Below are 24,081 nucleotides of genomic sequence, written 5' to 3' on the forward strand. Positions count from 1 at the left end.
TGATTCGGAAGGTGATTCGCCAAGTGATTCGGTAGCGGTCGCGTGATTCGTTTCTTCTGCGGGTTTCGGGTTAACGCTTTGGCTTTCGCCAGATTTCATTTTCGAGGGCGGATTTCAGAAAGGCGCGCTGCGCATCGCTGTTTTCGCCGAGATCGCCAAGATCGGCCAAAGCGGGGTGGTCGGCTTTCTGGCGCAGACGCGCCGATTGGGTCACGCGCCATGTCAGCCCCTCATCCGCCAGACCTTCGATTTCGGCCTCTGCCCGCGCGATTTCCAGACGCGCGGCCCGTCGGGCTTCGATCCGGTCGAGAGCATTGGCGAGAATATCCGAAGCCGCATCGCTGTCCTGTGGTTTGGAAATCACGGGTGCCGCTTTGACATGGGCCTCGCTCAGGATGCTTTCAAGGGCCATGCGCCCCTGCACCGACCGCGTTCCGGCCAGAAGATCATGGATCAGCGCAGCCCGGCCCTGATCCTCGGGCATGAGGCGTTCGAGCCGCGACTCGACCGCCGCGACCAAAGCCGGATGGGTGGCGCAGATCGCCAGAACCATCGCCTCGATCATCTGCTCGGTCGCTTTTTCGGACAGCTGAGGCGCCGAGAGCATCGAAGCGCGGGTCGGCGCGGCGGCAGGCGCCTCGAAAACGGGCTTGCCGCGCTGCCGTCCGCCGCCTGCATTGCCCGCTCCGCGCCGCGGCTCGCGCGCCCCGCCGCCCGCGCCACCCCCTGCGCCCCCGTCGCGACGGCCCGAAAAGAGCTGCCACTTCATCTGTTTGAAGATCGAGGTGTAATAGTCGCGCGTCGTGGGATCGGCGATCCGCGCCACCGCATCGGACAGGGACTTGTCCAAGGCCGCGCGGCGCTCGGGGCTGTCGAAGACTTTGCCCTCGGTCTCGCGCTGCCACAAAAGATCGACCAGAGGCCGCGCCCCGTCCAGCGCCGAGGCCATTGCGGGCGCGCCCTGTTTGCGGATGAGATCGTCGGGGTCCTGACCCTCGGGCAGGATGACGAAACGCAACGCCTGCCCCGGTCCGGTCATGGGCAGAGACAGATCGATCAGCCGCAAAGCCGCGCGCATCCCCGCGGTATCGCCGTCGAGCGCGATCACCGGTTCGGGCGAGACACGCCACATCAATTGCAGCTGGCTTTCGGTGATCGCGGTGCCGAGCGGCGCGACCGCGCCCTCGAAACCGGCCTTCACCAGCGCGATCACATCCATATAGCCCTCGGCCACGATCAGCGGCTGGCCTTTGCTGACCGCGGTGCGCGCAGGCCCGAGATTGTAGAGATTGCGCCCCTTGTCGAACAGGGCCGTCTCGGGGCTGTTGAGGTATTTCGCCCGTGCATTCGGGTCCATCGCGCGCCCGCCAAAGGCGATGCAGCGGCCCCGCGCGTCGCGGATCGGAAAGATGATGCGGCCGCGGAACCGGTCGAAGGGCGCGCCGCCGTCATCGGGTTTCGCGGCCAATCCGGCCTCGACGATCAGAGCCTCGTCGATCCCCTTGCCGCGCAGGGCGTGATAAAGCGCCTGCCGCTGGTCGGGCGCGAAGCCGATGCCGAAACGCTCGCGGTCGGCTTCGGTCAGGCCGCGCCGGTCGAGATAGGCGCGTGCCTCATGGGCCATGCCGGTCTGGAGCTGGAGACGGAACCAGCGCACGGCCTCTTCCATGACCTCGACCAGCTTGGTGCGCCGGTCTGTGCGCTGCGCCTGAACCGGATCGCGCGCGGGCATCTGGAGCCCTGCCTCGGCGGCCAGAACCTCGACCGCCTCGATAAAGCCCATGCCGTCGGCCTCCTGCATGAAGCGCAGGATGTCGCCCTTCGCATGGCAGCCGAAGCAGTAATAAAACCCCTTCTGGTCATCGACGTGGAAGGAGGCAGATTTTTCCTGATGGAAAGGGCAAGGTGCCCACCAGTCGCCTTTGGCCTGGTTGGAGCGCCGCAAATCCCATTGCACCTTGCGCCCGATGATACGGGACAAAGGCACACGGGCGCGGATCTCGTCGAGAAATTGCGGGGACAGGCTCATGATGGCAATATTGGTGCGAAACGATCGGTTTGGAAGGGCCGCGTCAGAGGCCGCTCGAGAGGGCGGAAACGGTCAGGATCACGCCCCGACCGCACCCCGTGCCAGATCACAGTAGATCTGCACCAGATGCCCGCGGTCAAGCCGTCCACCATCGCGATACCAGTTGGTTATACCCGTCAGCATAGCGATCAGCGCCAAAGTTGCCAGACGTGTGTCGGAAATCCGCATGACCCCCGCCGCCTGACCGTCGCGCAGGATCGCTTCGAGCGCATCCTCGTACTGCCGCCGCAGACGCGCGATCATCGCGAAATTCTCGGGCGAGAGGTTGCGCAGCTCCATATAGGCAAGGAAAACCCCTTCGACATTGGCGAGGCTCGAGCCGATATGGACGGCCACGAAGCGGTCGAGACGCGCGAGCGGATCCTCGGCGCCGTTGCCGGAGCCGTCGCCAAGGCTGTCGCGCCAGGCGGCGATGACGCCCTCCATATGCTCGCGCATCAGATCGGCCAGCAGTGCCTGTTTGTCGGGCGTATAGCCGTAAAGCGTGCCGACCTGCACGCCGACCGCCGCCGCGATCTGGCGCATCGAGACCGCCGCATAGCCGTCGCGCGCGAAAAGCCGCAGCGCCGCCTGCCGCACGAGCGGGCCGGTGATATCAGCGCGGGATCCTTGGGTTCTGGCCATGATCTCTCTTAGGCTTTCCACGGCAGCGGAGAAAGGGCCAAGAGCCGCGCATCGGCCGCGGGCAGGCCCTGCGCGGCCTTGCCGAGCAACCCCGTGCCGCTTTATGCTCGCGCCAAGCCTAAAGAGAGACAGAATGGCGCGACACATCCCCTTGCGGCCGGAGCAGATGCGCGGCCTTTCCCCGTCCCGCCCTTCGACATGGCGAATCGGCGCGGCCCTGCTGATGGTGGCCGGTTTGCAGGCCTGCGGCGATTACACCACCGATTATCCCGAACTCGCCCCGACCGAGCAATTGCTGCGCGATCCCGTCCTTCCCGGCCATGCCTCGGGCGCAGCGCGGAGCGGTGATACCGTCAAAGGCGAGCTCGAGGCGCGTCGCGGCAGTCTGCAGTCGGCCGGCGCAGGCCGTGCCCCCGCTCCCGATACCGGCGATCTGGCGCAGCGCGCCAAGGATCTGCGCGCCCGCGCCGATGCGCTACGCAACAGCGATCCCGCAGCCGATCCTGTTGCAGATCCCGTAGCCGCCCCCGCAAGCGGAGCCGCCGCCGCGCCCGAAAGCGCCACGCAATCCGCGACCAGTTCGGAAAGTCAGACTTCCGAATGCCCTGATAACAAAGGCGATTGCACCCCGGCTTCAAACCAGTGACAAAGCCGCGTCGCATTTCGGAAAGGAACCAGAATGCCGGTCATTACCTGCATTGACGACCTCAAAGCGCTCCATCGTCGCCGCGCCCCGCGCATGTTCTATGATTACGCCGAAAGCGGCAGCTATACCGAGCAGACTTTCCGCGAGAACACCACGGATTTCGCCAAGATCCGCCTGCGCCAGAAAGTGGCCGTCGACTTGTCCGGCCGCAATACCGCCAGCACCATGTTGGGTGAAAAGGTCACGATGCCGGTGGGTCTGGCTCCGGTCGGCTCGACGGGCATGCAATGCGCCGACGGCGAGATCAAAGCCGCCCGCGCCGCCCAGAAGTTCGGCGTGCCCTTCACGCTCTCGACCATGTCGATCTGCTCGATCGAGGATGTCGCGGCCAATACCGACAAGCCCTTCTGGTTCCAGCTTTACGTGATGAGGGACGAGGATTTCGTCGACGGCATGATCGAGCGCGCCAAAAAGGCCAATTGCTCGGCTTTGGTGCTGACGCTCGACCTCCAGATCCTCGGCCAGCGCCACAAGGATCTGAAAAACGGCCTGTCCGCGCCGCCGAAATTCACCCTGCCGGTGATCATGGATCTGGCACGGCGCTGGCAGTGGTGCATGGGCATGGCCGGCACCAAACGCCGCACCTTCGGCAATATCGTCGGCCACGCCAAAGGCGTCGGCGATCTCTCGAGCCTCTCGAGCTGGACCGCCGAACAGTTCGACCCCAAACTCGACTGGTCGAAAATCGCCCGCATCCGCGAGCAATGGGGCGGCAAACTGATCCTCAAGGGCATTCTGGACGAAGAGGACGCCCGTATCGCCGCCGATTTCGGCGCGGATGCGATTGTCGTCTCGAACCACGGCGGGCGTCAGCTTGACGGCGCGCTCAGCTCGATCCGCATGTTGCCCCATATCGCGAAAGCGGTGGGCGACAAGATCGAGATCCATATGGACAGCGGTATCCGCTCGGGTCAGGACGTGCTCAAGGCTTTGGCGCTGGGTGCGCATTCGACCTATATCGGCCGCGCCTTCATCTACGGGCTGGGCGCGATGGGCGAAGAGGGCGTGACCAAGGCGCTCGAGATCATCCACAAGGAGCTCGACACCACGATGGCGCTCTGCGGCGAACGCGACGTGCGCGAGTTCGGACCGCACAACCTTCTGTTGCCCAAGGATTTTCTGGACGAATTTACCAGAGTTTAACCTGCAAGTCCTGCGGGGCCGTCCTTGATGGCCCCGCAGGTCGGCCCCCGCCCCGGACCTGTCCGCAAGGGGCCGCCCTTCCCTCCCCCCGCTCCCCGCCGATACCCGCACCGATCGCGGAAAACTTGGCAAAAACGGGGAAAATCGCGGCAAAAGCCCCTTTTATTTTCCCGATCCTTCGGCTATAGGCCAGCATCCGTCATGCACCCTTGGAGGATGACGGTTCATCTTAACTCGAAGGAATATGACTATGGCCAAAGAGATCCCGAATCTGGTGGCCGAGGCACGCACGGGGACAGGCAAGGGGGCCGCCCGTCAAGCTCGCCGCGAAGGCAAGGTGCCCGGTATCGTTTATGGCGACGGCAAAGATCCGCAGCCGATCGCGCTCGACTTCAACCCGCTGCTGACCAAACTGCGCGCAGGTCGCTTCATGTCGACCCTGTGGAACCTGCAGGTTGAAGGTCAGGACGACGTTCGCGTCATCTGCCGCGGCGTCCAGCGCGATGTGGTCAAAGACCTGCCGACCCACATCGACTTCATGCGCCTGCACCGCAACACGCGCGTCAACCTGTTCATCCACGTGAACTTCGAAAACCACGACGCAGCTCCGGGCATCAAGCGCGGCGGCACGCTGACCGTGGTCCGTTCGGAAGTCGAACTGGTTGTGACCGCCTCGGACATTCCCGACCACATCACGGTCGACCTGACCGGCAAGCAAATCGGTGATGTCATCCACATCAACGACATCGAGCTGCCCAAAGGCGTCAAACCGACGATCGACCGCAACTTCGTCATCGCGAACATCACCGCGCCGTCGGGCCTCGCAGCCTCGACCGACGAAGAAGAAGCAGCTGCCGAATAATCTTCGGTAGATTGTTGCAAGACCGGGGCGGCACCTGCAAAGGTTGCCGCCCTTTTCAATGGGTTTATTGCCTAAGGTAGCCACGGACCGCGCCCGCCTTCAGGCCCCGCGCCCGAAAGCATAGACCTCCTCGGTGCGCCGCGCGCCGAGATTGCGGAAGCCCTGCCCCTCGAGATTGGCGATCAGCGCATCGCGCACCGGCTCGCCGTAAAGGCCCGGATGCATCTCGATCAGCACCAGCCGTATCTGCGACGGAAGCGGTTTTGCCAGCAAATCGGCCTCGGTGCCCTCGATATCCATGCTGAGTACCGTGGCATCACGCGCCGCGATCAGCCGCGAGAGCTTCTTGGCCGGCACCTCGACCAGACGCGGGTTCTTGCCCGGCGGCCCTCCGACCGAGGCCGACCAAAAGGCCGAGCGCAGGTTGAGCGTCACGGTCTTTTCCGCATAGCCGTCGCCCACAACCGCACCTTTGATCAGACGCAGTTCCGTTCCTGCATTCTGGCGAAGATTGCGGCGCAATGCCTGATGCATTTCGGGATTGGGCTCGACCGTGGTCACATTTTCCGGCCCGACGATCCGCGCCGCGACAATCGCGACCAACCCCGCCCCCGAGCCGAGATCGAGCACGCGGTCGCCCGGTCGCAAATAGGCGCGGATATGGTCGCACTCGTAGTGCTCGTAGCCGCCATCACGCAGACGCCCGCGCAGCCGGTCGTTGAGCGAGGCGGCAGGGATGCGCAATTCGGCATCGTCGATGTGAAAGGTCTCGAATTCCTGATCCGGCATCTGCGCCCCGCCCCTTGCTGCATAGCTTCAAGGTTGCTACCTACTCGGCCCACCCCCGCCAAGGGAAGAAAGCAAAAGGAACGGTCGATGCAACCCATTCATATCATCGGCGCCGGCCTTGCCGGTTCGGAAGCCGCCTGGCAGATCGCCGAGGCGGGCGTCCCCGTCATCCTTCACGAGATGCGCCCCACCGTCGAAACCTTCGCCCACCGCACCGGCGATTGCGCCGAGATGGTGTGCTCGAACTCCTTCCGCTCGGATGACGACCAGATGAATGCCGTGGGCCAGCTCCATTGGGAAATGCGCGCGGCCGGCGGCCTGATCATGGAGATGGCCGACCGCCACCGCCTGCCCGCAGGCGGTGCGCTGGCTGTGGACCGCGACGCCTTTTCGGCTGCCGTCACCGAGGCCCTGCGCAACCACCCGCTGATTTCCTTCGAGCCGGGCGAGATCACCGAAGTTCCCGCCGAAGGAAGCTGGATCATCGCGACCGGCCCGCTGACCTCGACCGCGCTCGGCCAGTCGATCCAGTCGCTGACCGGCGCGGATTCGCTGGCCTTCTTTGACGCGATCGCGCCAATCGTCCATGCCGACAGCATCGACATGTCGATTTGCTGGCTGCAAAGTCGCTACGACAAGGGCGAGACCGAGGAAGAGCGCACCGCCTATATCAACTGCCCGATGACCCGCGCCGATTACGAAGCCTTCATCGACGCGCTGGTCGAGGCCGAGAAGACCGAGTTCCACGAGGGCGAGACCGCCGGCTATTTCGACGGCTGCCTGCCGATCGAGGTCATGGCGGACCGCGGCCGCGAGACGCTGCGCCACGGGCCGATGAAGCCGGTCGGGCTCACCAATGCCCACAAGCCCGAAGAAAAGCCCTATGCCGTGGTCCAGCTGCGCCGCGACAATGCCTTGGGCACGCTCTATAATATTGTGGGCTTCCAAACCAAGATGAAATATGGCGCGCAAACCGAGGTTTTCAAACGGATTCCCGGTTTGCAAAACGCCAGCTTCGCGCGCCTTGGCGGCATTCACCGCAACACGTTCCTGAACTCTCCGACGCTGATCGACGACCGTTTGCGGCTGCGGCTGCGCCCCAATCTGCGCTTTGCGGGCCAGATCACCGGTGTCGAAGGTTATGTCGAAAGCGCCGCCATGGGGCTTCTGGCGGGCCGCATCGCTGCCGCCGAAGCCTTGGGCCGCGATCTCGCGCCGCCGGCGCTGACGACCTCGATGGGGGCTTTGGTCAACCACATCACCGGCGGGGCCGAGGCCAAGACCTTCCAGCCGATGAACATCAACTTCGGGCTTTACCCGCCGCTCGACGACGTGAAATCGGGCCGTCGCGGCCGCAAGGACCGCTATCCGGCCTATACCGACCGCGCCAAGGCCGATTTCAACGCTTGGCTTGTGTCCCAGAGCGCATGAACCGGACCCGCTTCGCCCCCTCGCCGACCGGCCCGCTGCATCTCGGCCATGCTTTCGCGGCGCTGACGGCGGCGGGGCTGGCGGATCGGGGCGAGTTTCTGCTTCGGATCGAAGACATCGACCAAAGCCGCAGCCGTCCCGCCTATGAGGCCGCGATTTTCGAGGATCTCGCCTGGCTCGGCCTCGATTGGGCGAAACCCGTCATGCGCCAATCCGAGCGGATGGCGGCCTATCAGGCCGCGCTCGACCGGCTCGCGGGACTGGGGCTGGTCTATCCCTGCTCGTGCACCCGCGCAGATATCAAGGCCGCGCTCGATGCGCCGCAGGAAGGCCATGCAGCGATCATTGGCCCCGATGGTCCGGTCTATCCCGGCACCTGCCGACACCGCAGCATGGCCGAGGCCGGTCCCGAGGATGCGATCCGCCTGAACGCGGCGCGCGCCTTTGCGCATCTCGCCCTCGATGCCGTGGCTTTCCGCGATGAAAACATTGCCCCCGACGTGCCGCATGTGCTCGGCGCTGCCGATTTCGTCTCGGGCGTGGGCGATGTTGTTCTGGCGCGGCGGGGAATGGGGACGTCCTATCACCTTGCCGTTGTGGTCGACGATGCGGCGCAAGGGGTGACTTTGATCACGCGCGGCAAGGATCTTCTGGATTCGACATGGATCCAGATCCTGCTGCAACACCTGCTCGATCTGCCGACGCCGCGCTATCACCACCACCGGCTGATCCGCGACGAGGCGGGCAAGCGGCTGGCCAAACGCGACGACGCCCGCGCGATCAGCCTCTACCGTGCCGAAGGCTCAACCCCCGCCGATATCCGCCGCATGATCGGGCTTTGAGCTGCGATCACGCAAGGCGCGCCAGTTAGCGGCCTTACCCCGCCATCGGGGCCATCAGCTCGACCGGCTCGCCGTCGCGGACAGCCGTGTAAAAGCACGAACGGCGGTTGGTATGGCAGGCGGGGCCGGTCTGTTCGACCAGAACCAAAAGCGTGTCGGCATCGCAATCGACGCGGAAATCCACCAGCTTCTGGACATGGCCCGAGCTTTCGCCCTTGACCCAGAAAGATTGGCGCGAGCGTGACCAATAGGTGACCTTGCCGGTCGCGAGCGTGCGCGCCACGGCCTCGGCATTCATCCATGCCATCATCAGAACCTCGCCGCTCTGGTGGTCCTGCGCGATCGCGGGGATCAGCCCCTGCGCGTCGTATTTCAGGCTGGCGGGGTCGAACATGGTCTTTCCTTTCCTTGGGCTGCCTCCTATCTACGCATCGTAGCCTTGCGGGAAAAGCCATGTCCGACACCGAATTGATGCAGCTTTACTCGCGCCGCATTCTCGCGCTTGCCGGCGACATCCCGCATCTCGGCCGTCTGGACGCGCCGGCGGGATCGGCGCACAAACGCTCGCCACAATGCGGATCCTCGGTGACGGTGGATGTGCGGCTTGCCGACGGGCTGATTGCCGATTTCGCGCAAGAGGTCCGCGCCTGCGCGCTCGGACAAGCCTCGGCTGCTGTTCTGGGCCGCGCCGTCATCGGACGCAGCCCTTCGGAAATCGCCGAGGCCCGCGCCGCTCTCGCCGCGATGCTGCAAGCCCAGGGTCCGGTCCCCCAAGGCGTTTTCGCCGAGCTCGAAACCCTGCTGCCGGCCCGCGATTTTCTCAATCGCCACGCATCGATCCTGCTGGCCTGGGACGCGCTTCTTGCCGCTATCGACGCGGCCTGACCTCTTCGTCCTTCTGCTGATCCGCCAATAAAAAATGCCGGCCCCCCGCATCGCGTGGGCCGGCAAGTTGCGCGCAAACGAAGCCTGGGGCAGGCCGCAATACCAGGCGAAAGGTATCGCAATTACGCGGGGCAGAGAAATCAACCAGCCAGCAATGCCGGCAGCCAGAGCATGGTAATCGTCGTGGCCGACAGCGCCACGACACCGATCACGTCAGAGATGAATTCACGAGTCATTCCAGCCTCCGTTAAAAATCCAGTCACTCGATCCGCTTTGTTGCTCATTTGTTCTCACGAACAACGGAACAAGGCAAGAACTTTTTAAGAACAATTAACAGAACATGTCTTAATTGGGGTTAAACAGAGACTTAACCGGCGCCGATCAGACGGATCGCCTTGTCCTGTTCCATCAGCCAGAGCAGGAAACGCACCGCAACGCCGCGCGGTGATTCCATCGCCGGATCGCGTTCGAGATAGGCCTGCGCATCCTGCCGCGCGAGCGCCATTAGCGGCGCCTGCCGTTCGAGATCGGCAATGCGGAAACGCGGCAGCCCCGACTGCGCGGTACCGATGACATCGCCCGCCCCGCGCATGACCAGATCCTCTTCTGCGATGCGGAAACCGTCCTCGGTCTCGCGCAGGATCTGCAGACGCCGCCGGCCGCTTTCCGAGAGCGGCTCGTGATAGACCAACAGGCAGCTCGAGGCCCCCGTACCGCGCCCGACCCTGCCCCGCAGCTGGTGGAGTTGCGCCAGACCGAACGTCTCGGCCCGCTCGATCACCATGATCGTGGCTTCGGGCACATCGACCCCCACTTCGATCACCGTCGTCGCAACCAGAAGCTTTGCGCGCCCCGAAGAGAAATCGGCCATTGCGGCATCGCGCTCGTCCGCCGGCATCTGGCCGTGGATCAGCCGCACGTCCTCGCCGAAACGCGCACGCAGATATTGAAAGCGCGCCTCGGCTGCGGTCAGGTCCGACAGCTCGCTTTCCTCGACCAGCGGGCAGACCCAATAGGCGCGCGCGCCCTGCTTCATCGCGACATCGAGCCGCCCGACGATCTGGTCGAGCCGCTGGTCCGAGATCACGATCGTCGTGATCGGCTGCCGTCCGGCGGGCTTCTCGTCGAGAACCGACAACTCCATATCGCCATATTGCGCCAAAGCCAGCGAGCGCGGGATCGGCGTCGCGGTCATCACCAGCATGTCGACAGGCAGCCCGTCGCCCTTGCCCGCAAGCTCGAGCCTCTGGGTCACGCCGAAACGGTGCTGCTCGTCGATAATGGCGAGGCGGAGGTCGTGGAAGTTCACGGTTTTCTGGATCACGGCATGGGTACCGACCAGAATGTCGATCCGCCCTTCGGCCAGATCGGTCAGGATGTTTTCGCGCGCATCGCCCTTGTCGCGCCCCGTCAGAACCTCGAGCCTGACGCCTGCAAGCTTGGCCAGAGGTTCGAGCGCACGGAAGTGCTGGCGGGCAAGGATTTCGGTCGGCGCCATCATCACGCCCTGCCCGCCCGCCTCGACCGCGACCAGCAGAGACAGGAAGGCCACAAGCGTCTTGCCCGCACCGACATCGCCCTGAAGCAGGCGGTTCATCCGGTGGGGCTCGGCCATATCCGCGGCAATCTCGGCCACCGCGCGGCTCTGCGCGCCGGTCGGCGGCCAGGGCAGTCCCTCGAGAACGCGGGCGCGCAAACGGCCGTCGCCGCGATTGCTTTGCCCCGCGCGCTTGCGCCGGTCGCGCCGCACCAAAGCGAGAGTCAACTGATGCGCGAAAAGCTCGTCATAGGCCAGTCGCGCACGGGCGGGATCCGAGGGAGAGAGCCCCTCGGGCCCGCGCGGCGCATGGGCATGTGTCAGGGACGTGCCCCAATCGGGCCAGCCTTCGCGCTGCACAAGCGCGGCATCGCCCCATTCGGCAACCTCGGGCACGCGGGTCAGCGCGGCATGGACGGCCTTTTGCATGACCTTTTGCGTCAGCGTGCCGGACAGCGGGTAAACCGGCTCGAAATCCTCGGGCAACGGGTCTTCGGCCCGCCCGATATGGTCGGGATGGACCATCTGCGCCTGCCCGTCGAAAAGCTCGAGCTTGCCCGAGACGATGCGTTCGGCCCCCAAAGGCAGCTGCGCCTCGAGCCAGTCGCGGCGCGGGTGAAAGAAGACCAGAACCAGATCGGCCTTGCCGTCCGAGCAAACCACCCGCCACGGGCGGCCTTTGCTTGCGGCGGGAACATGGCGCTCGACAGTGACGGCAATGGTGACGATTTCGGGCGGCAAAGCCTCGGTAATCGCCGCGATCCGGCGCCGCCTGATCCCCGAATGCGGCAGGGTCATGACCAGATCGCGCGGCCGCGTCACCCCCATTTGCGCAAGGTTTTCGGCCGCTTTCGGGCCGATCCCCGGCAGGGTCTCGATACCGGCAAACAGCGGAAACAGCGCCGGAGGGCGACCCTTGGTCTGGCTCATTGCGTCGCCATCGCGATCCACTGGTCCTCGTCGATCACCTTGACACCCAGATCGGCCGCCTTCTTGGCCTTCGAGCCCGCCCCCGGCCCCGCGACCAGAATATCGGTCTTGGCCGAGACCGAGCCCGCAACCTTCGCCCCCAAAGCCTCGGCCCGCGCCTTGGCTTCGGCCCGCGTCATCCGCTCGAGCGTGCCGGTGAAAACGATGGTCAGTCCGGCAATCGCACCATCCGTCGCGCGGGCCTCTGGCGCAAGGATGGTCAGGAATGCGGCCACCCGATCGATCGCCGCCCGTTCGCGCGGATTAGCGAAAGCATCCGAGAGCGACATGGCGACAACCGGACCGATGCCGTCGGCGGCAATCAGATCCTCCCATGCGGCCTGCGCCTGGGCCGGAACCTCGTGCTCCGCCCGCGCCGTGGCCCGCGCCTCGGTCAGTCTGGCGCGCCGCCCCGCGGCAAGGGCAAACCGGCGTTCCTCTTCGGCGGCAGCATCGGCGCTGCGATGGGCGAGAACGGCGGGACGCGCGGCATCAAGCGCCTGCTCCATCGCATCCCAGCTTTGATAGTGGCGCGCCAGATCCTGCGCCGCGACTTCGCCGAGATGGCGGATGCCGAGGCCGAACAGCAGGCGTGAAAAGGCGATCTCGCGCCGCCGCTCGATTGCCGCAAAGAGGTTCTCGGCGCTTTTTTCGCCCCAACCCTCGCGGTTTTTGAGCTGCTGGAGCTGGCCCGGGCCGAAGCGTTCGGCGAGGGTGAAAATATCGGCAGGCTCTTTGATCCAACCGTCGGCAAAGAGCTCTTCGACGACTTTCGCGCCGAGCCCCTCGATGTCGAAGGCGGCACGCGAGACAAAGTGCTTCAGTTTTTCGACAGCTTGTGCGGGACAAATGAGACCGCCGGTGCAGCGGCGAACCGAATCGCCCTCCTCGCGCTCGGCGGGCGAGCCGCAGGCGGGGCAGCTGTCGGGGAAGACATAGGGCGCGGCATCGGGGCTGCGCTTGGCCAGATCGACATCGGCAATCTTGGGAATGACATCGCCCGCGCGATAGATCTGGACCCAATCGCCCTCGCGGATATCGCGCCCCCCGCGGATCGCCTCGCCCGAGGAATCGCGGCCGGCAATATAATCTTCGTTATGAAGCGTCGCATTCGAGACCACGACTCCGCCGACCGTCACCGGCTCGAGGCGGGCAACCGGCGACAAAGCGCCAGTGCGGCCGACCTGAATCTCGATCCGCTCGAGCCGTGTCCAGGCGAGTTCGGCGGGAAATTTATGCGCAAGCGCCCAACGCGGCGTGGTTGCCCTCATCCCGAGGCGGCTTTGCAGCGCGAGGTCGTTAACCTTGTAGACCACGCCGTCGATATCGTAGCCGAGCGAGGCGCGTTGCTGTTCGATTTCGCGCCAGGTCGCGATCATCTCGTCGGTCGTGCGGCAAAGGCGCATGAGCGGATTGGTCTGGAATCCAAGCGCCCCCATGCGGGCAACCGCCTCGAACTGGGTTTCGGCCAAGGGCGAGGAGGTCTCGCCCCAAGCATAGGCAAAGAAGCGCAAAGGCCGCGCCGCCGTGATCACGGCATCAAGCTGGCGCAAGGACCCTGCGGCGGCATTCCTCGGATTGGCAAAACTGCGCGATCCTTCGTCGGCATTGAGCGCCGCAAAGTCGGCATGGCTCATATAGACCTCCCCGCGGATCTCGAGGATGTCGGGGATATCCGGACCCTGAAGGCGCGCGGGAATATCGCGGATGGTGCGGGCATTGGCGGTGACATTCTCGCCAACCTCGCCATCGCCTCGCGTCGCGGCCTGAACCAGCTCACCCTTTTCGTAGCGCAGGGACAGAGACAGGCCGTCGATCTTGGGCTCCGCCGTGAAGGCCAAAGGGGCATTGGCGGAAAGATTCAGGAAAGAGCGGATGCGCTGGACAAAATCGCCCACATCCTCGCCCGAGAAGGCGTTTTCGAGCGACAGCATGCGCTGGCTGTGACGGATTTTGCCGAAACGGCCATCCGGCGTCGCACCGACCTGAAGGCTCGGGCTATCGGGGCGGGCAAGGTCTGGAAAACGGGCCTCTATCGCGGCGAGGCGCTGCTTGAGCCGGTCATAATCGGCGTCGCTGATTTTGGGCGCATCATCGCGGTGATAGTCGAGATTGGCCTCGGCGAGGGCCGCGCTCAGGGCGGCGACTTCCTGCGACGCGCCGGCCGCATCCAGATCCTCGACGGCAAGCTCGCGCAATGCGTTATTGTTCTCGCTCATGGAAATGCCCTGCCCTTGCCGTTGTCATCCCTTGTGCCGCGGAGCACGAGGCCCCGTCAGGCACGTTAGGGTGATAACCGGCAGCAAACGGCCTTGTCCAGCGAGGCGCGCGCCTCTTTAGGCGCCGACCACCATGCGCGACTGGTCCACGACCGGTTCGCGCAGGACATAGCCGCGTCCCCAGACCGTCTCGATGTAATTCTCGCCCTCGAGAGCGGCCGAAAGCTTCTTACGCAACTTGCAGATGAACACATCGATGATCTTCAGCTCGGGCTCGTCCATGCCGCCATAGAGATGGTTCAGGAACAGCTGAAACTCTTTACCAAACAATAGCTTGAACTGTTCCCACAGAAGAGACAAAGCACGAACGTAGAAAGAACGTTGTTCCAGATCCAGCCGACGAAACCATCAACGCCATCACCGCTCGATCAGTTCTGGAACGATTCAGGGCACCCTCCGTGCCCAGGCGCGCAACCAATAAGAGCAACCACTGCGACCAGATTTCGTCTTGAATCGTGTAACTTCCTTGAGCGCGCCTATCCAAGCGGCCAGTTGTGCAGCCGCCTCGGGAAAATGACTTATGCCGAGATCGATGAAACTCGTCTCGCCATGCCGAGCAGGACGCACTATCAAGCGCAAGGTCAACTCTGCTCGCAGCGAAAACTAGTTTGAGCTCAATCCTTAGCGCTCATCAGCGTGCATGATGTAGTACGCACAACACAATCTATGGTAGCAGATCCTAGCCAACCATTTCCACCTAAGGTAGAATGTGGGCGCGAGACCAACAAGTTAACGGTAGATAAATGGCCCACCCAACAGACATCCTCATCGCCAACGCAATACGTTGCAGGCGTCGCGAGCTAGGACTGACGCTCAAGGAAGTTGCTGACCGACTGGATGTGTCATACCAGCAAATTCAAAAGTACGAAAGTTGTCAAAATCGGATTGCAGCATCGACACTCGCCGATATCGCCATAATCTTAGACATAAACATTGAATACTTTTATAAAATGCAGTATCCAGTCTAACTTTGGGAAAGATGGCCAATTAATGCCAAACCTCAGCGAAAGCGAGCCGCGTTACTGGAGTGTTTTCGTTCGACCTTATGCCCTTCGCCACGTCATCGCGTCCGAGGGTTCTAACGACACTCGACATTCTTAAAGCTGCGCGGAGCGAAGTGCCTTTATGCAGGCACAGCATCCTATTAGAAAAATGAATAGATCTAGACATGAAACATGGTCGGATAATGTATCGCAGGCCAAGTTAAGTGCAGATTGCGTGAGGATCGGGCCCTTTTGGATGACCCGATCCCCAGTAAAGCTTATTTACATCACAAGGTCGCGATTGTTCTGAACGTGCCGAACAGCTAGGCGACGAGCTTGGCGGCCTGAAAGCAACATTCGAGCTCCCTGAGCTACATCCTCAGCCCCCATCAGCTCTGGGAAGATTGCAAAAATTTCTTCGCGTGCGGCCGCTCCCAGTGACTTCAACGCCTGCTTACCCGTGTAAAGGGATTCCGTCTCCGCTCCGTTAGAAAGAACAATCTCATGCTGATCGAAGAGCATGTGAAAGTATTCGACCTCGGATAGACCCTCGACTATGTCGATCCCCTCGATCTGCAAAAGCTGCTTTGCAGCAACCAGAACTTCGTCAGTGCCGAACATTCTTTGAGCAAGCTTGGAGCGCACAAGAATACGGTGCTGGGGTGAAACCATAAGGTCAGCACTAGGCACCTTGGGTGCCAAAGCGCCGGCCTTGATCCGGATAGGTCGAAGATTTGCCTTTGCAGCCAATGCTGCACCGGTGAGCTTGCTTGCACCGATCCAGCTTATCGGCTTAAGGCCGTTGTCGCGCGTGTATACGCGATCTCCTGCTTTGAGATCCTCAATTGCGCGTAGACCATACTCGGTTTCAATCAGCGTCCCACGGGTGAAGCAGACAATCATCGTTCCCGCGGGGTCATAATCCATCGAGACGACAACCGTATCCAAAACCAGCTGAGTCAGGTTGGTTACTCCGGCCAACAGATCCCCAGCGACAGGGAAAGTACGCAACCAAGCGTCAAGATCCCCCAATGGCAGAGAAATTGTTGTCGGAACGCCAAGAACGGTGAGAGTTGCGGTAACCGAGATCCGGGCATCATTCACCGGCTCTTCGGAGATCATATAAAGCTCTCCCGTGTCGCTCTGATATAGCTCACCCTCGATCGGATTAATTTTAACAGCAAGGCTAGCCACGAGCGGAACGTTCAAAATTGTAGTATTAAGAGTGCTTAAGGTCACATCCCCAAGGTAAGTCCCAGATAGAGATGTACCTTCTACGGTGCTTACGCCAAGTTCTTCGCCACTCTGCAAACTTTTATCACCGGCGCCGGTGTCATAGGAAGAAACTGTCTCGGCGGAGCCGAACGCATTTAGAAGGTCAAGGTTACCGGTGTTTACCAACTCGAGGTTGACATCGAGGGAAATGCCGGGATCAAGCGCGGTGATCAGTGCCATAGCTCAAAAGCTCCACTATTTCTGCCGATGTAGAGGTTTAAAAACCTACGAAGCAGGCAGACGTTAAATTTGAGATGAAATCAGGGGCACGATGAAACGCTATGCCACACTCTACTTTACGCCAGTGGTAACTAGCATCATCAAGTATTCAGGTGACAGAGAAAGCTACTTTTACCAACTGGCGTCACACAAAAGACGTATCACAAGTCACGGATAACCCGCATAATGTCACAAACCAAATGCACACAATAAATAGCTTAACCGGCGCATTCCTATTACGCCGACACGGAAGAAAGCAGGGCCGAACGACATCGCACTGCAAGCCATCGATTTAACCGACGAGTAAGAAACCACTAACCCGTATAGGCACGTATTGCGGTGCTTACGGCCCCGCGACCGCACAACGGACAGTCAGAAGCAAGAAAAAACCCTGAGTGGTAGCAAAATGCACGAATCAACCTTAGCGGTATCACGCTCACTTGTTCAACCAGATTTTTCTAACGCACTTGCCATCCTTGGCTTGTTCCTGCGACACTGCGTAATCCGATGAAGCGACGCCGCATTTGGGGAACTGAAGTGAACTCCGTTGCCAGCAAGATCGCAGAGCACCTCCATTAATGCCGCTCTGCGCCCGCCGCGGTCGAGGGGCTAGTTTCGCGAGCAGGAATCCGGTACGCCGATCATGTCCGGCTCACTCCCCCCCCCTTCGGCAGGGATCCGAACGTCCATAATCCCATCCGACACGATCGATAGCCAATTCGGACTGCAGCGCGACACGTTTGCACTGCCATTATGGCTCTGTAATCTGAACCGATAGGGCAGAAAATGCATGGGCCAGCGAGGGTGCACTTGCAGTTGATAATCTGCGCGGAGGTGGCGAGCAACCTGCCGCGGCCGCATGGGTAAGCGGCATGAAGACGGCGCCGTGGTATAGCAAATCAGTCCTCGCTAGGGCGGCGGGCTAGGCGTGACCTTGAACCAGGACGAAATCGCCTAACCGCTGTCAGCGCATCTCGCGACAGCGCCTAAACCATGATCGCGATGGACCAAAGATTGATCATGTTCTAGCTTTGAGCGCGAACCACTCAAGTGGGGAGGATTATGCAATAGCGAGCAAACCTGTGCTGCAGGAAATTTTCAACGCCGACTACTATCGCCAACAAATAGAACGCGACATGATCGCGCAGGATCCGGGGAATCATGGTGCTTGGCGCCATTTTCGAGACCAAGGCGACGCATTAGGACTGGATCCCTCGCCCTATTTCTCAACCCTTTTCTACAAATGCCGCTACCCTAACTGGAACAGGCTTGCCTCAACGGCGTTCGAGGACTTTGTGCTGCGTCTTGGAAAGGGTCAGGACCGGCAACCCCATCCACTAATTGACCCAGAGCACTATCGCAGATCCTCGCCAGACTTGGCCTCTCTCGGGGCGCAAGCACCATTGCATTTCATGCGCCACGGCGATGGCGAGGGGCGCACACCATCGGCCGGGTTCGATGCCGGGTATTATCGGCGCTGCTATTTGCCGCTAGGGCAGAGCTTTTCGTTCCGGCACTATGTTACCTGTGGCTCGTGGAAAGGGTTTCTGCCACGGCCAGAGCCTCGCAGTCGGGAGCATTCAGCAGCAGCTATGTCGGCTGCGACGGCAGGCGTGAGTCACCCGTTTTTACTGGTCTCACACGATGCTCAGCTTGCCGGCGTCCCGATCTTAACAATCGACCTTGCGCGTAGCTTGCGCGCACGAGGATGGCATCCAATCTTTCTACTCGGGAATGGCGGGCCATTGTTGGACGACTTCAAAGAACTCGGCCCTGTATTTATCCTATCAGAGGGTTGGGATGTAGCTGGGCTGGCCTCTGGCCTGCCATTTCTTAGCCCGGCGCTGATTAATACCAGTGCCGCCGCAGCCTACGCAGTGCCGCTGGCACAATCTGGGATGAACTGCCTTCTCCTGATCCATGAAATGCCGAAATATATCCGCGATCATGGGCTTATGAAGCATTTAAGGGGAGCAAGGGCGTCAGGGGTAAAATTGATTGCCTCAATGCCGCGTATGGCTGCAGAGCTAGCTCAGGATCCGGGGGGGATCGCACAGGTACTGCCCGGAATCTGCCTTGCACAAACCTCATTTTCCGCATTCCGCCATAGGCGCAGATGGCGTGGGTCCGCGACCTCGCGGCAGAAGATGCCAGTCTTTATTGGGGCGGGACATGGTGATATGCGCAAAGGATTCGATTTGTTCATTGCGGCCGCCCAGTCCATCTCCGCCGCGCTGCCTGGGGCGCGGTTCGTTTGGCTTGGAGCGTTAGACAGCTGGGCACGGTCCCTCGCGGATCGGGCGTTAGAAGAGGGGTTGGATCTGACGCTGCCCGGCTTTGTCACAGACAGCCTTGCTTGGTATCGCGCGGCGGATGTCTATCTGCTGACCTCGCGGCAGGATCCCGGGCCTGCCACAGCCATTCATGCGGCCGCGGTTGGCACGCCCTTTATCGGCTATGCCGCGGATATCGGGCTATTCGGCCTTACAGATGGTATCGGACACTTTGTGCTCCCCGATGACGAGGCTGGTTTTACCGCCGCCGCTATGGCGACGGCCGCTGCGATCAGCCCTACTTCACGTCGAATTTTGCGAAAGCTTGTCCGCCAGGAGTCTGGATTTGAGACCTACGTGAGCGCGCTTCTCGCCAAACTTAATGTGCATCAAGCAAGCGACTAAATTTCTTCCAACGCTCCACAGTCATTGCCGGATTTCCAACCATTTTTGCTCCGCTCTCGACATCGCGAACAACAACCGCGCCGACCCCAATCACCGCGCCGTCACCGATCATCAACGGCCGTTCGCGCGTACCATTGCCGATCACCGCATTGGGAGCAATATTGACCCCCTCTCCGATGATGACATGACCCAGCACCGAGACTGTAGCGTTCAAAGTGCTATAAGCACCAATGACCACGTCGTGTGCCACCAGGTCACAAAGAACCTGTGCACCGGCACCGACGACAATATTGGCGCCAAGCCGAGCCGTTGGCGCGACGACACAACCCGGCCCATAGGTCACGGCAGGATCGACATGAGGCATCCCGTAGCAGTGGGCGGTTGCCAGTATCGCGCCCTCTTCAGCAAGGCGCAGCGCAGTATCACGGCGCAGCGCAGCGCTTGCCGGGGTTAGCATGACCGGAATATCTGCGTAGTCGTGCAACCTCGCGCATGAAGAGATGACAGGAATGTCCAAACTGGGATGGATAAAGCCGTTCTCGACATCATCAACCAGCGCACGAATACTGACGCGGCCCTGCCAATGCTCCTGCATCGCTCGCAAGATGAGAAGGCTGTGGCCGCGTGCTCCGAAAACGGTGATTTCGTCAAATTCGGAAGTCGATCTCATTCCCATGTATCCTTTGATGCGGCCACGCAAAAGGCAGCGATTGTCGTGGTAATCCTGTTGGCAGCCTCAGCCGTAACCCGGCCATGCAGCGGCAGGCAAAGAACCTCAGGCGCAAGACTGGGCGCAATGGGGGGCCTGCCCTCGACAGTGACGATCGCGGAGTCCTCCCAAGCAGTGCCAGGACCACATAAAAGGGGGAACTGGTCGCGGGCAAAAATGCCCTCTTCGGCAAGGGCAAGGTGCAAACGGGCCCGTAGGGATGGGGCAAGGCGCAGACTGTAATAGCTAGTGCCTCCTCCAACGCTCTCCCCGCCCGTGTGAAGCCGTAGCCCAGGCAATTTCGCCAGAGAGCGATCGTAGACCTGTCTGAGGGCCTTCCGCGCGACGACCTCGGAAAAAAGCGATGGCAGCAGCGCAAGACCCATTGCTGCATGAAGCTCGGACATCTTTCCGTTCAGGCCGACCCCTGTAACGCGGCCCTGCTCCAGTCCGAAATTACGCATCCGCCTTAAGCTATCTGCCTTCCCCGCGCGGGTAACGACGAAGCCGCCCTCAGCGGTATGTAAGAGCTTGGTGGCATGCAATGAGAAGGCAGAAGCGTCGCCGAAATTGCCGATAGGAACGCCACCTATACTCGAGCCAAATGCATGGGCAGAGTCGTAGACCAGCCAGAGGTTGTGTCGACTCGCCAGTACCTCTAGGGCCGCGACGTCGCAAGGTACTCCCAAGAAGTGCACCGGCAGAATCGCTGCCGTGCGCGGTGTGATCGCGGCCTCAACTGCACCGGGGCATAGTGTCAGCGTCTCGGGGTCGACATCGGCAAAGACCGGCACCAGCCCTAGCCCCGCAATAGCCTGCGTCGTCGCAGCAAAGCTGATAGGAGAGGTGATCACTTCTGCGCCCCGCGGCAGATCGCCAAGCATCAGTGCAAGCGTCAGCGCCATTGTTCCCGAGGAGGTCAGCGACGCGACATCACCGAGCGCTTGATTTTCTGTAATTGCCCGCTCGAAGCGCATATGCAGTGTGCCGCCATTCGTCAGCCAGCCTGCGGCCAGTGCCTCAGCCATCAGCGCTGCCAAATGGTCGGGGTCGGGCAACATCGGGGCGCCGAAGAAAACGGGGCTTATGTCAGGCATCCAAGTCTCCTTTATCAAGCGCCTCACGTAGTTCCCGAGTCGAATGAAACACGACCTGATGCTTCCGATGCAGGTTCGACTGAGCACCCGAAACCGGCAGAATATGATAACCGAGCGATTGGCAAGTGACGCCCAGCATCCGCTCAATGGCATGAGCCAGAGTGCCATCGACTTGTCCAGCCTCAGGAGGAAAGGCGGCTTGCGGCAGGTTCAGATCAAGAAGCGGTTGCAGCGCCGCAGTCCTTGCCCAGAACATTGAGCCGACCGGAAAGCGCAGCGAGTTATTGTCGGGCAGAGCACCGGGCAAGGCCATGCGCCTTGCCAGTTCCCGGGCAATATCGCGATTGGAACCCCAATGCGCTGCTCCGAGGACAGCTTTGAAGGTGACCGGAGCTACCATACCCAGGCGCGGGATCAATTGGAAGAAAGACAGGATCCGCCTTATTTCACCAGGCGAGCCGAGCAGGCAATCAAGGATATGCGCCAGCCATTCGTCCAACTGGTCGGAATGCACAGAACGCTTACCATGCAGGTGCAAAACGAGGTCATGCCGCAACTTCGCATCGGCGAAGCCATACAGTTTGGGCCAAATATCGCGACCGCGATTTGGTATCACTCTGATTTCTGCATCGGGCAAACTTTCCCTTATACGCTCCGCTTTTTCGTCGGCATCGGTGGAGACGTAGAGCTGAAATGGCACCGGGATATTGCCCAGCCTTTCGGCGAAAACCGGGGCAAGTCCATCATAATAAAGGTGAAGGAATACACCAATTGGACGCTTGAGTTCAGGGACAACTTTGCGGGGTCGCAAAGGCAGGCTGACCTTTCCGCGTTCCCGTCCGAAGCCAGCGGGGCTGTGGTCCCAAAGCGGCTCGTTTTCAATGATACGAGGAAGAAGTCGATCATGATCAGCTTTCCTGGCTCGAAAACGCAGCGGCGAGGTATTGTCTTCCAGTGCTTCTACAAGTCTGCGCGACCTTCTGGCGAGAACCTCTATGCTCGTGAGATGGTCCTCAATTCTCGCCCCTGCTTTAATGATCCGAACAAGTTCTGTTGCCTCGTGCAGATCCGCAGAAAGTGCGTGAATAATCCCATGTTGCGGCGTGGGCAGTGTGTCTGTCGCGGGGTCCTTTTTGAGGCAGCTCAGCATCGCGAGAATCTCGCGCCCGGCGCTCAGGAGTGATGAATTCACTGTCTCGTCCCTATCGATCAGGGAGAGCGCAGGCGGAGCTGTGTTCACCTCCGCGCGACCGTGGCACCAGAGGCTAGGCGCCACCTGCGAGGAGGCCAGAAGTGCCCGCGCCTGGGCAAGAACGACCGCCGCGCGCACGCCGAAACCGTGTTGTCTCGCAAGTCGTTCGTGCAGTGCTGTTCTTGTAGTTATATCCACCGCCGGACCATCTAGCATCCGCTTCAGCTCACGCGTCTGAACTTCTCGATCGAAGAGCTGATGGAGTTCTGGAAAATCTACGTCGTTGAAGCCCACCACTCGATCCGAAGCGACTAACGCTCCACATGCGAGTGCATCATAGCTACGATTGCTCATGAAACCCAACATCGACATGAACGGCATATGGCTGTTGAGAACGATACGCGCGCTTGCATAGGTTTCAGCCAGCTCGTCATGGTCAAGTCTCTCGCCTCGCCATAGCCTTGCAGGGACTACGCCCTTCCAACCAGGTCCCCAGATTTGCGGCTCGAACCCCGCCTGCACCGCGTGGAAAACATTTCGGCGGGTAGCGCGAGGAGCGTAAGCTCCAACAAAAACTAACGGTATTTCTTCGGTGCATCGCTGTCGCCGCAAGGGGTGAAAATGGGTCGTATCGGTAGCCTGAGGCAGGTAACTGGCGGAAAGCCCCGAGTTCCTTAGCAGCACGGCAAGCCTCTCCGACGCGACGAAGATCGCCTGATAGCGGGCCAGCATGGCAATCGGGGCTACATTTGGTGGACTGATTATCCAAAGTAAATTGGGCAGACCAGCTACCGGCTCCTCTAGATGTGGACCGACAATCTGAAGCACGACAGCTGGTACATCGGTCGGGTCCGGACGCTCCCCGCGAAAGAGCAGCCTGCACTCGCAGCCCGGATTCGACTGCATTGCTTTGGCAAGCCCCATTGCATAGGCTGTATCGCCCCAAGCAGCTTGCTTTTCGCGCGTTGCATTGATTCTTATATGAATGACTATATCTGGTGCTGCCAAGAAATATCTGCCTCAGCGTCTGTGCTTCACAGAGCGCCCGCTAATGGTTTTTTTGAACCTGAACATTTCCCTGAAGGACGTCAATCGTTCACACTACAACAGCCCGACCTTGAGAGCTTCAGCATCACTGCCAAATTGAATTCTGCGCCAGTGTCGGCGACGACTTGCCACGAGCTTACGGAATTGCTGTTCACTATCACCAGAGGACTTACTCCCCGTGCTAGCTGCGAGCAAGCGGAGTGTGTCGGAGGTCGCATGAAAAGGGAGCTGCATCTGCAAATGCCTCTGTCGACGGCAAAGCGTGTGTAATTAACCACTGGCCACTCGATCCCTGAAAAACGAAGCAAGTTTTCCACAAGGCCTCCCGCCGAGCGGCAAACCAAACAGCGCTTTCATAGACAGGTATAGTTGAACCACCGTCACCTAAAGGCAATTGCGGATGAGCAACCTTACCGATCAGGGCTGCGAACTAATCCGCTGTAAGAGAAAGAAAATATTTCGGGTGCAGACATAGCGCAACAAAGCCATAATGCTGCGTATCATACAGAGGAACATGCGCTCACTCAGATTCAACTTTAAGTTGCAATACTCCAGTACTTACGCTTATAACTCACAGCCATGAGTTTAAGTCCAGCTACTGAGGTTCGCATGTCCAACGATCCATTCTCCGCAATTAAGGCACAGGTAAAGCTCGTGGTCTGGGACCTGGACGAAACCTTCTGGGGCGGCACCCTGTCGGAAGAAGGCATCCAGCCGATCGCGGA

Annotated in this window: 18 protein-coding genes and 1 pseudogene; 8 read left to right on the plus strand and 11 right to left on the minus strand. The window is 60.9% G+C overall.

Translation table 11 applies throughout. The features are described 5' to 3' along the window. Positions 1–70: 70 nt before the first annotated feature. On the minus strand, positions 71–2,029 hold the full coding sequence (gene dnaG / locus ACFFUC_RS09575) for a DNA primase (protein ID WP_377685711.1): 1,959 nt from the start codon (positions 2,027–2,029) through the stop codon (positions 71–73). A gap of 78 nt (positions 2,030–2,107) precedes the next feature. Continuing rightward, positions 2,108–2,713, minus strand: a complete 606-nt coding sequence (locus tag ACFFUC_RS09580) for a TetR/AcrR family transcriptional regulator (RefSeq protein ID WP_377685713.1) — start codon at positions 2,711–2,713, stop codon at positions 2,108–2,110. 133 nt (positions 2,714–2,846) lie between these two features. Between ACFFUC_RS09580 and ACFFUC_RS09585 the strand changes: the two genes are divergently transcribed. The 3 genes from ACFFUC_RS09585 to ACFFUC_RS09595 all read left to right on the plus strand — a co-directional run bounded on the left by ACFFUC_RS09585 (position 2,847) and on the right by ACFFUC_RS09595 (position 5,424). After that, positions 2,847–3,359 (plus strand): hypothetical protein, encoded by a 513-nt coding sequence (locus ACFFUC_RS09585; protein ID WP_377685715.1) that lies wholly within the window; start codon positions 2,847–2,849, stop codon positions 3,357–3,359. Positions 3,360–3,392: 33 nt separating this feature from the next. After that, positions 3,393–4,562, plus strand: coding sequence for an alpha-hydroxy acid oxidase (locus ACFFUC_RS09590; RefSeq protein ID WP_377685717.1), 1,170 nt, complete (start codon positions 3,393–3,395; stop codon positions 4,560–4,562). Positions 4,563–4,812: 250 nt separating this feature from the next. Beyond that, on the plus strand, positions 4,813–5,424 hold the full coding sequence (locus ACFFUC_RS09595) for a 50S ribosomal protein L25/general stress protein Ctc (protein WP_377685719.1): 612 nt from the start codon (positions 4,813–4,815) through the stop codon (positions 5,422–5,424). A gap of 99 nt (positions 5,425–5,523) precedes the next feature. Here the strand turns inward: ACFFUC_RS09595 and ACFFUC_RS09600 are convergent, their stop codons facing one another. Next, positions 5,524–6,213 (minus strand): FkbM family methyltransferase, encoded by a 690-nt coding sequence (locus tag ACFFUC_RS09600; protein WP_377685721.1) that lies wholly within the window; start codon positions 6,211–6,213, stop codon positions 5,524–5,526. Between the two features lie 87 nt (positions 6,214–6,300). On the opposite strand from ACFFUC_RS09600, the gene trmFO reads away from it, so the two are divergent. Beyond that, complete coding sequence (trmFO, locus tag ACFFUC_RS09605) at positions 6,301–7,644, plus strand: methylenetetrahydrofolate--tRNA-(uracil(54)-C(5))-methyltransferase (FADH(2)-oxidizing) TrmFO (RefSeq protein WP_377685722.1); 1,344 nt, start codon at positions 6,301–6,303, stop codon at positions 7,642–7,644. Then, positions 7,641–8,486: a tRNA glutamyl-Q(34) synthetase GluQRS gene (gene gluQRS / locus ACFFUC_RS09610; protein ID WP_377685724.1), complete on the plus strand. Its 846-nt coding sequence runs from the start codon at positions 7,641–7,643 to the stop codon at positions 8,484–8,486. The genes trmFO and gluQRS overlap by 4 nt, the downstream gene beginning before the upstream one ends. A 34-nt stretch (positions 8,487–8,520) precedes the next feature. Here gluQRS and hisI read toward each other — a convergent pair whose 3' ends face one another. Beyond that, positions 8,521–8,880, minus strand: coding sequence for a phosphoribosyl-AMP cyclohydrolase (gene hisI, locus ACFFUC_RS09615; RefSeq protein WP_377685726.1), 360 nt, complete (start codon positions 8,878–8,880; stop codon positions 8,521–8,523). Positions 8,881–8,939: 59 nt separating this feature from the next. Between hisI and ACFFUC_RS09620 the strand changes: the two genes are divergently transcribed. Next, positions 8,940–9,371, plus strand: a complete 432-nt coding sequence (locus tag ACFFUC_RS09620) for an iron-sulfur cluster assembly scaffold protein (RefSeq protein ID WP_377685728.1) — start codon at positions 8,940–8,942, stop codon at positions 9,369–9,371. Between the two features lie 367 nt (positions 9,372–9,738). Here ACFFUC_RS09620 and recG read toward each other — a convergent pair whose 3' ends face one another. The 3 genes and pseudogenes from recG to ACFFUC_RS09635 all read right to left on the minus strand — a co-directional run. After that, complete coding sequence (recG, locus tag ACFFUC_RS09625) at positions 9,739–11,838, minus strand: ATP-dependent DNA helicase RecG (RefSeq protein WP_377685730.1); 2,100 nt, start codon at positions 11,836–11,838, stop codon at positions 9,739–9,741. Then, the gene (ligA, locus tag ACFFUC_RS09630; protein WP_377685732.1) at positions 11,835–14,096 is read right to left on the minus strand and encodes an NAD-dependent DNA ligase LigA; all 2,262 of its coding nucleotides are present in this window, start codon (positions 14,094–14,096) and stop codon (positions 11,835–11,837) included. The genes recG and ligA overlap by 4 nt, the downstream gene beginning before the upstream one ends. A gap of 117 nt (positions 14,097–14,213) precedes the next feature. Next, positions 14,214–14,408: pseudogene (locus tag ACFFUC_RS09635) on the minus strand (winged helix-turn-helix domain-containing protein); the annotation flags it as partial. A gap of 491 nt (positions 14,409–14,899) precedes the next feature. On the opposite strand from ACFFUC_RS09635, the gene ACFFUC_RS09640 reads away from it, so the two are divergent. Then, positions 14,900–15,124, plus strand: coding sequence for a helix-turn-helix domain-containing protein (locus ACFFUC_RS09640; protein ID WP_377685733.1), 225 nt, complete (start codon positions 14,900–14,902; stop codon positions 15,122–15,124). 297 nt (positions 15,125–15,421) lie between these two features. Here ACFFUC_RS09640 and ACFFUC_RS09645 read toward each other — a convergent pair whose 3' ends face one another. Beyond that, positions 15,422–16,594 (minus strand): Hint domain-containing protein, encoded by a 1,173-nt coding sequence (locus ACFFUC_RS09645; protein WP_377685735.1) that lies wholly within the window; start codon positions 16,592–16,594, stop codon positions 15,422–15,424. A gap of 1,121 nt (positions 16,595–17,715) precedes the next feature. Between ACFFUC_RS09645 and ACFFUC_RS09650 the strand changes: the two genes are divergently transcribed. Beyond that, positions 17,716–19,311, plus strand: coding sequence for a glycosyltransferase (locus ACFFUC_RS09650; RefSeq protein ID WP_377685737.1), 1,596 nt, complete (start codon positions 17,716–17,718; stop codon positions 19,309–19,311). Here the strand turns inward: ACFFUC_RS09650 and ACFFUC_RS09655 are convergent. From ACFFUC_RS09655 to ACFFUC_RS09665, 3 genes are read right to left on the minus strand one after another with little or no spacing between them, the layout of a single operon-like run. After that, a complete protein-coding gene (locus ACFFUC_RS09655) occupies positions 19,286–19,981 on the minus strand; it encodes an LbetaH domain-containing protein (protein WP_377685739.1) in 696 nt (231 codons plus the stop codon). The two genes, ACFFUC_RS09650 and ACFFUC_RS09655, sit on opposite strands and share 26 nt — an antisense overlap. Further along, entirely contained in the window at positions 19,978–21,117 is a 1,140-nt protein-coding gene (locus tag ACFFUC_RS09660; protein WP_377685740.1) for a DegT/DnrJ/EryC1/StrS family aminotransferase, read from the minus strand. The genes ACFFUC_RS09655 and ACFFUC_RS09660 overlap by 4 nt, the downstream gene beginning before the upstream one ends. Further along, positions 21,110–23,317 (minus strand): rhamnan synthesis F family protein, encoded by a 2,208-nt coding sequence (locus ACFFUC_RS09665; RefSeq protein WP_377685742.1) that lies wholly within the window; start codon positions 23,315–23,317, stop codon positions 21,110–21,112. Before ACFFUC_RS09665 ends, ACFFUC_RS09660 begins: the two co-directional genes overlap by 8 nt. Between the last annotated feature and the right edge of the window lie 764 nt (positions 23,318–24,081).

The sequence above is a fragment of the Paracoccus cavernae genome (assembly GCF_042430175.1).
Lineage (GTDB): Bacteria > Pseudomonadota > Alphaproteobacteria > Rhodobacterales > Rhodobacteraceae > Paracoccus > Paracoccus cavernae.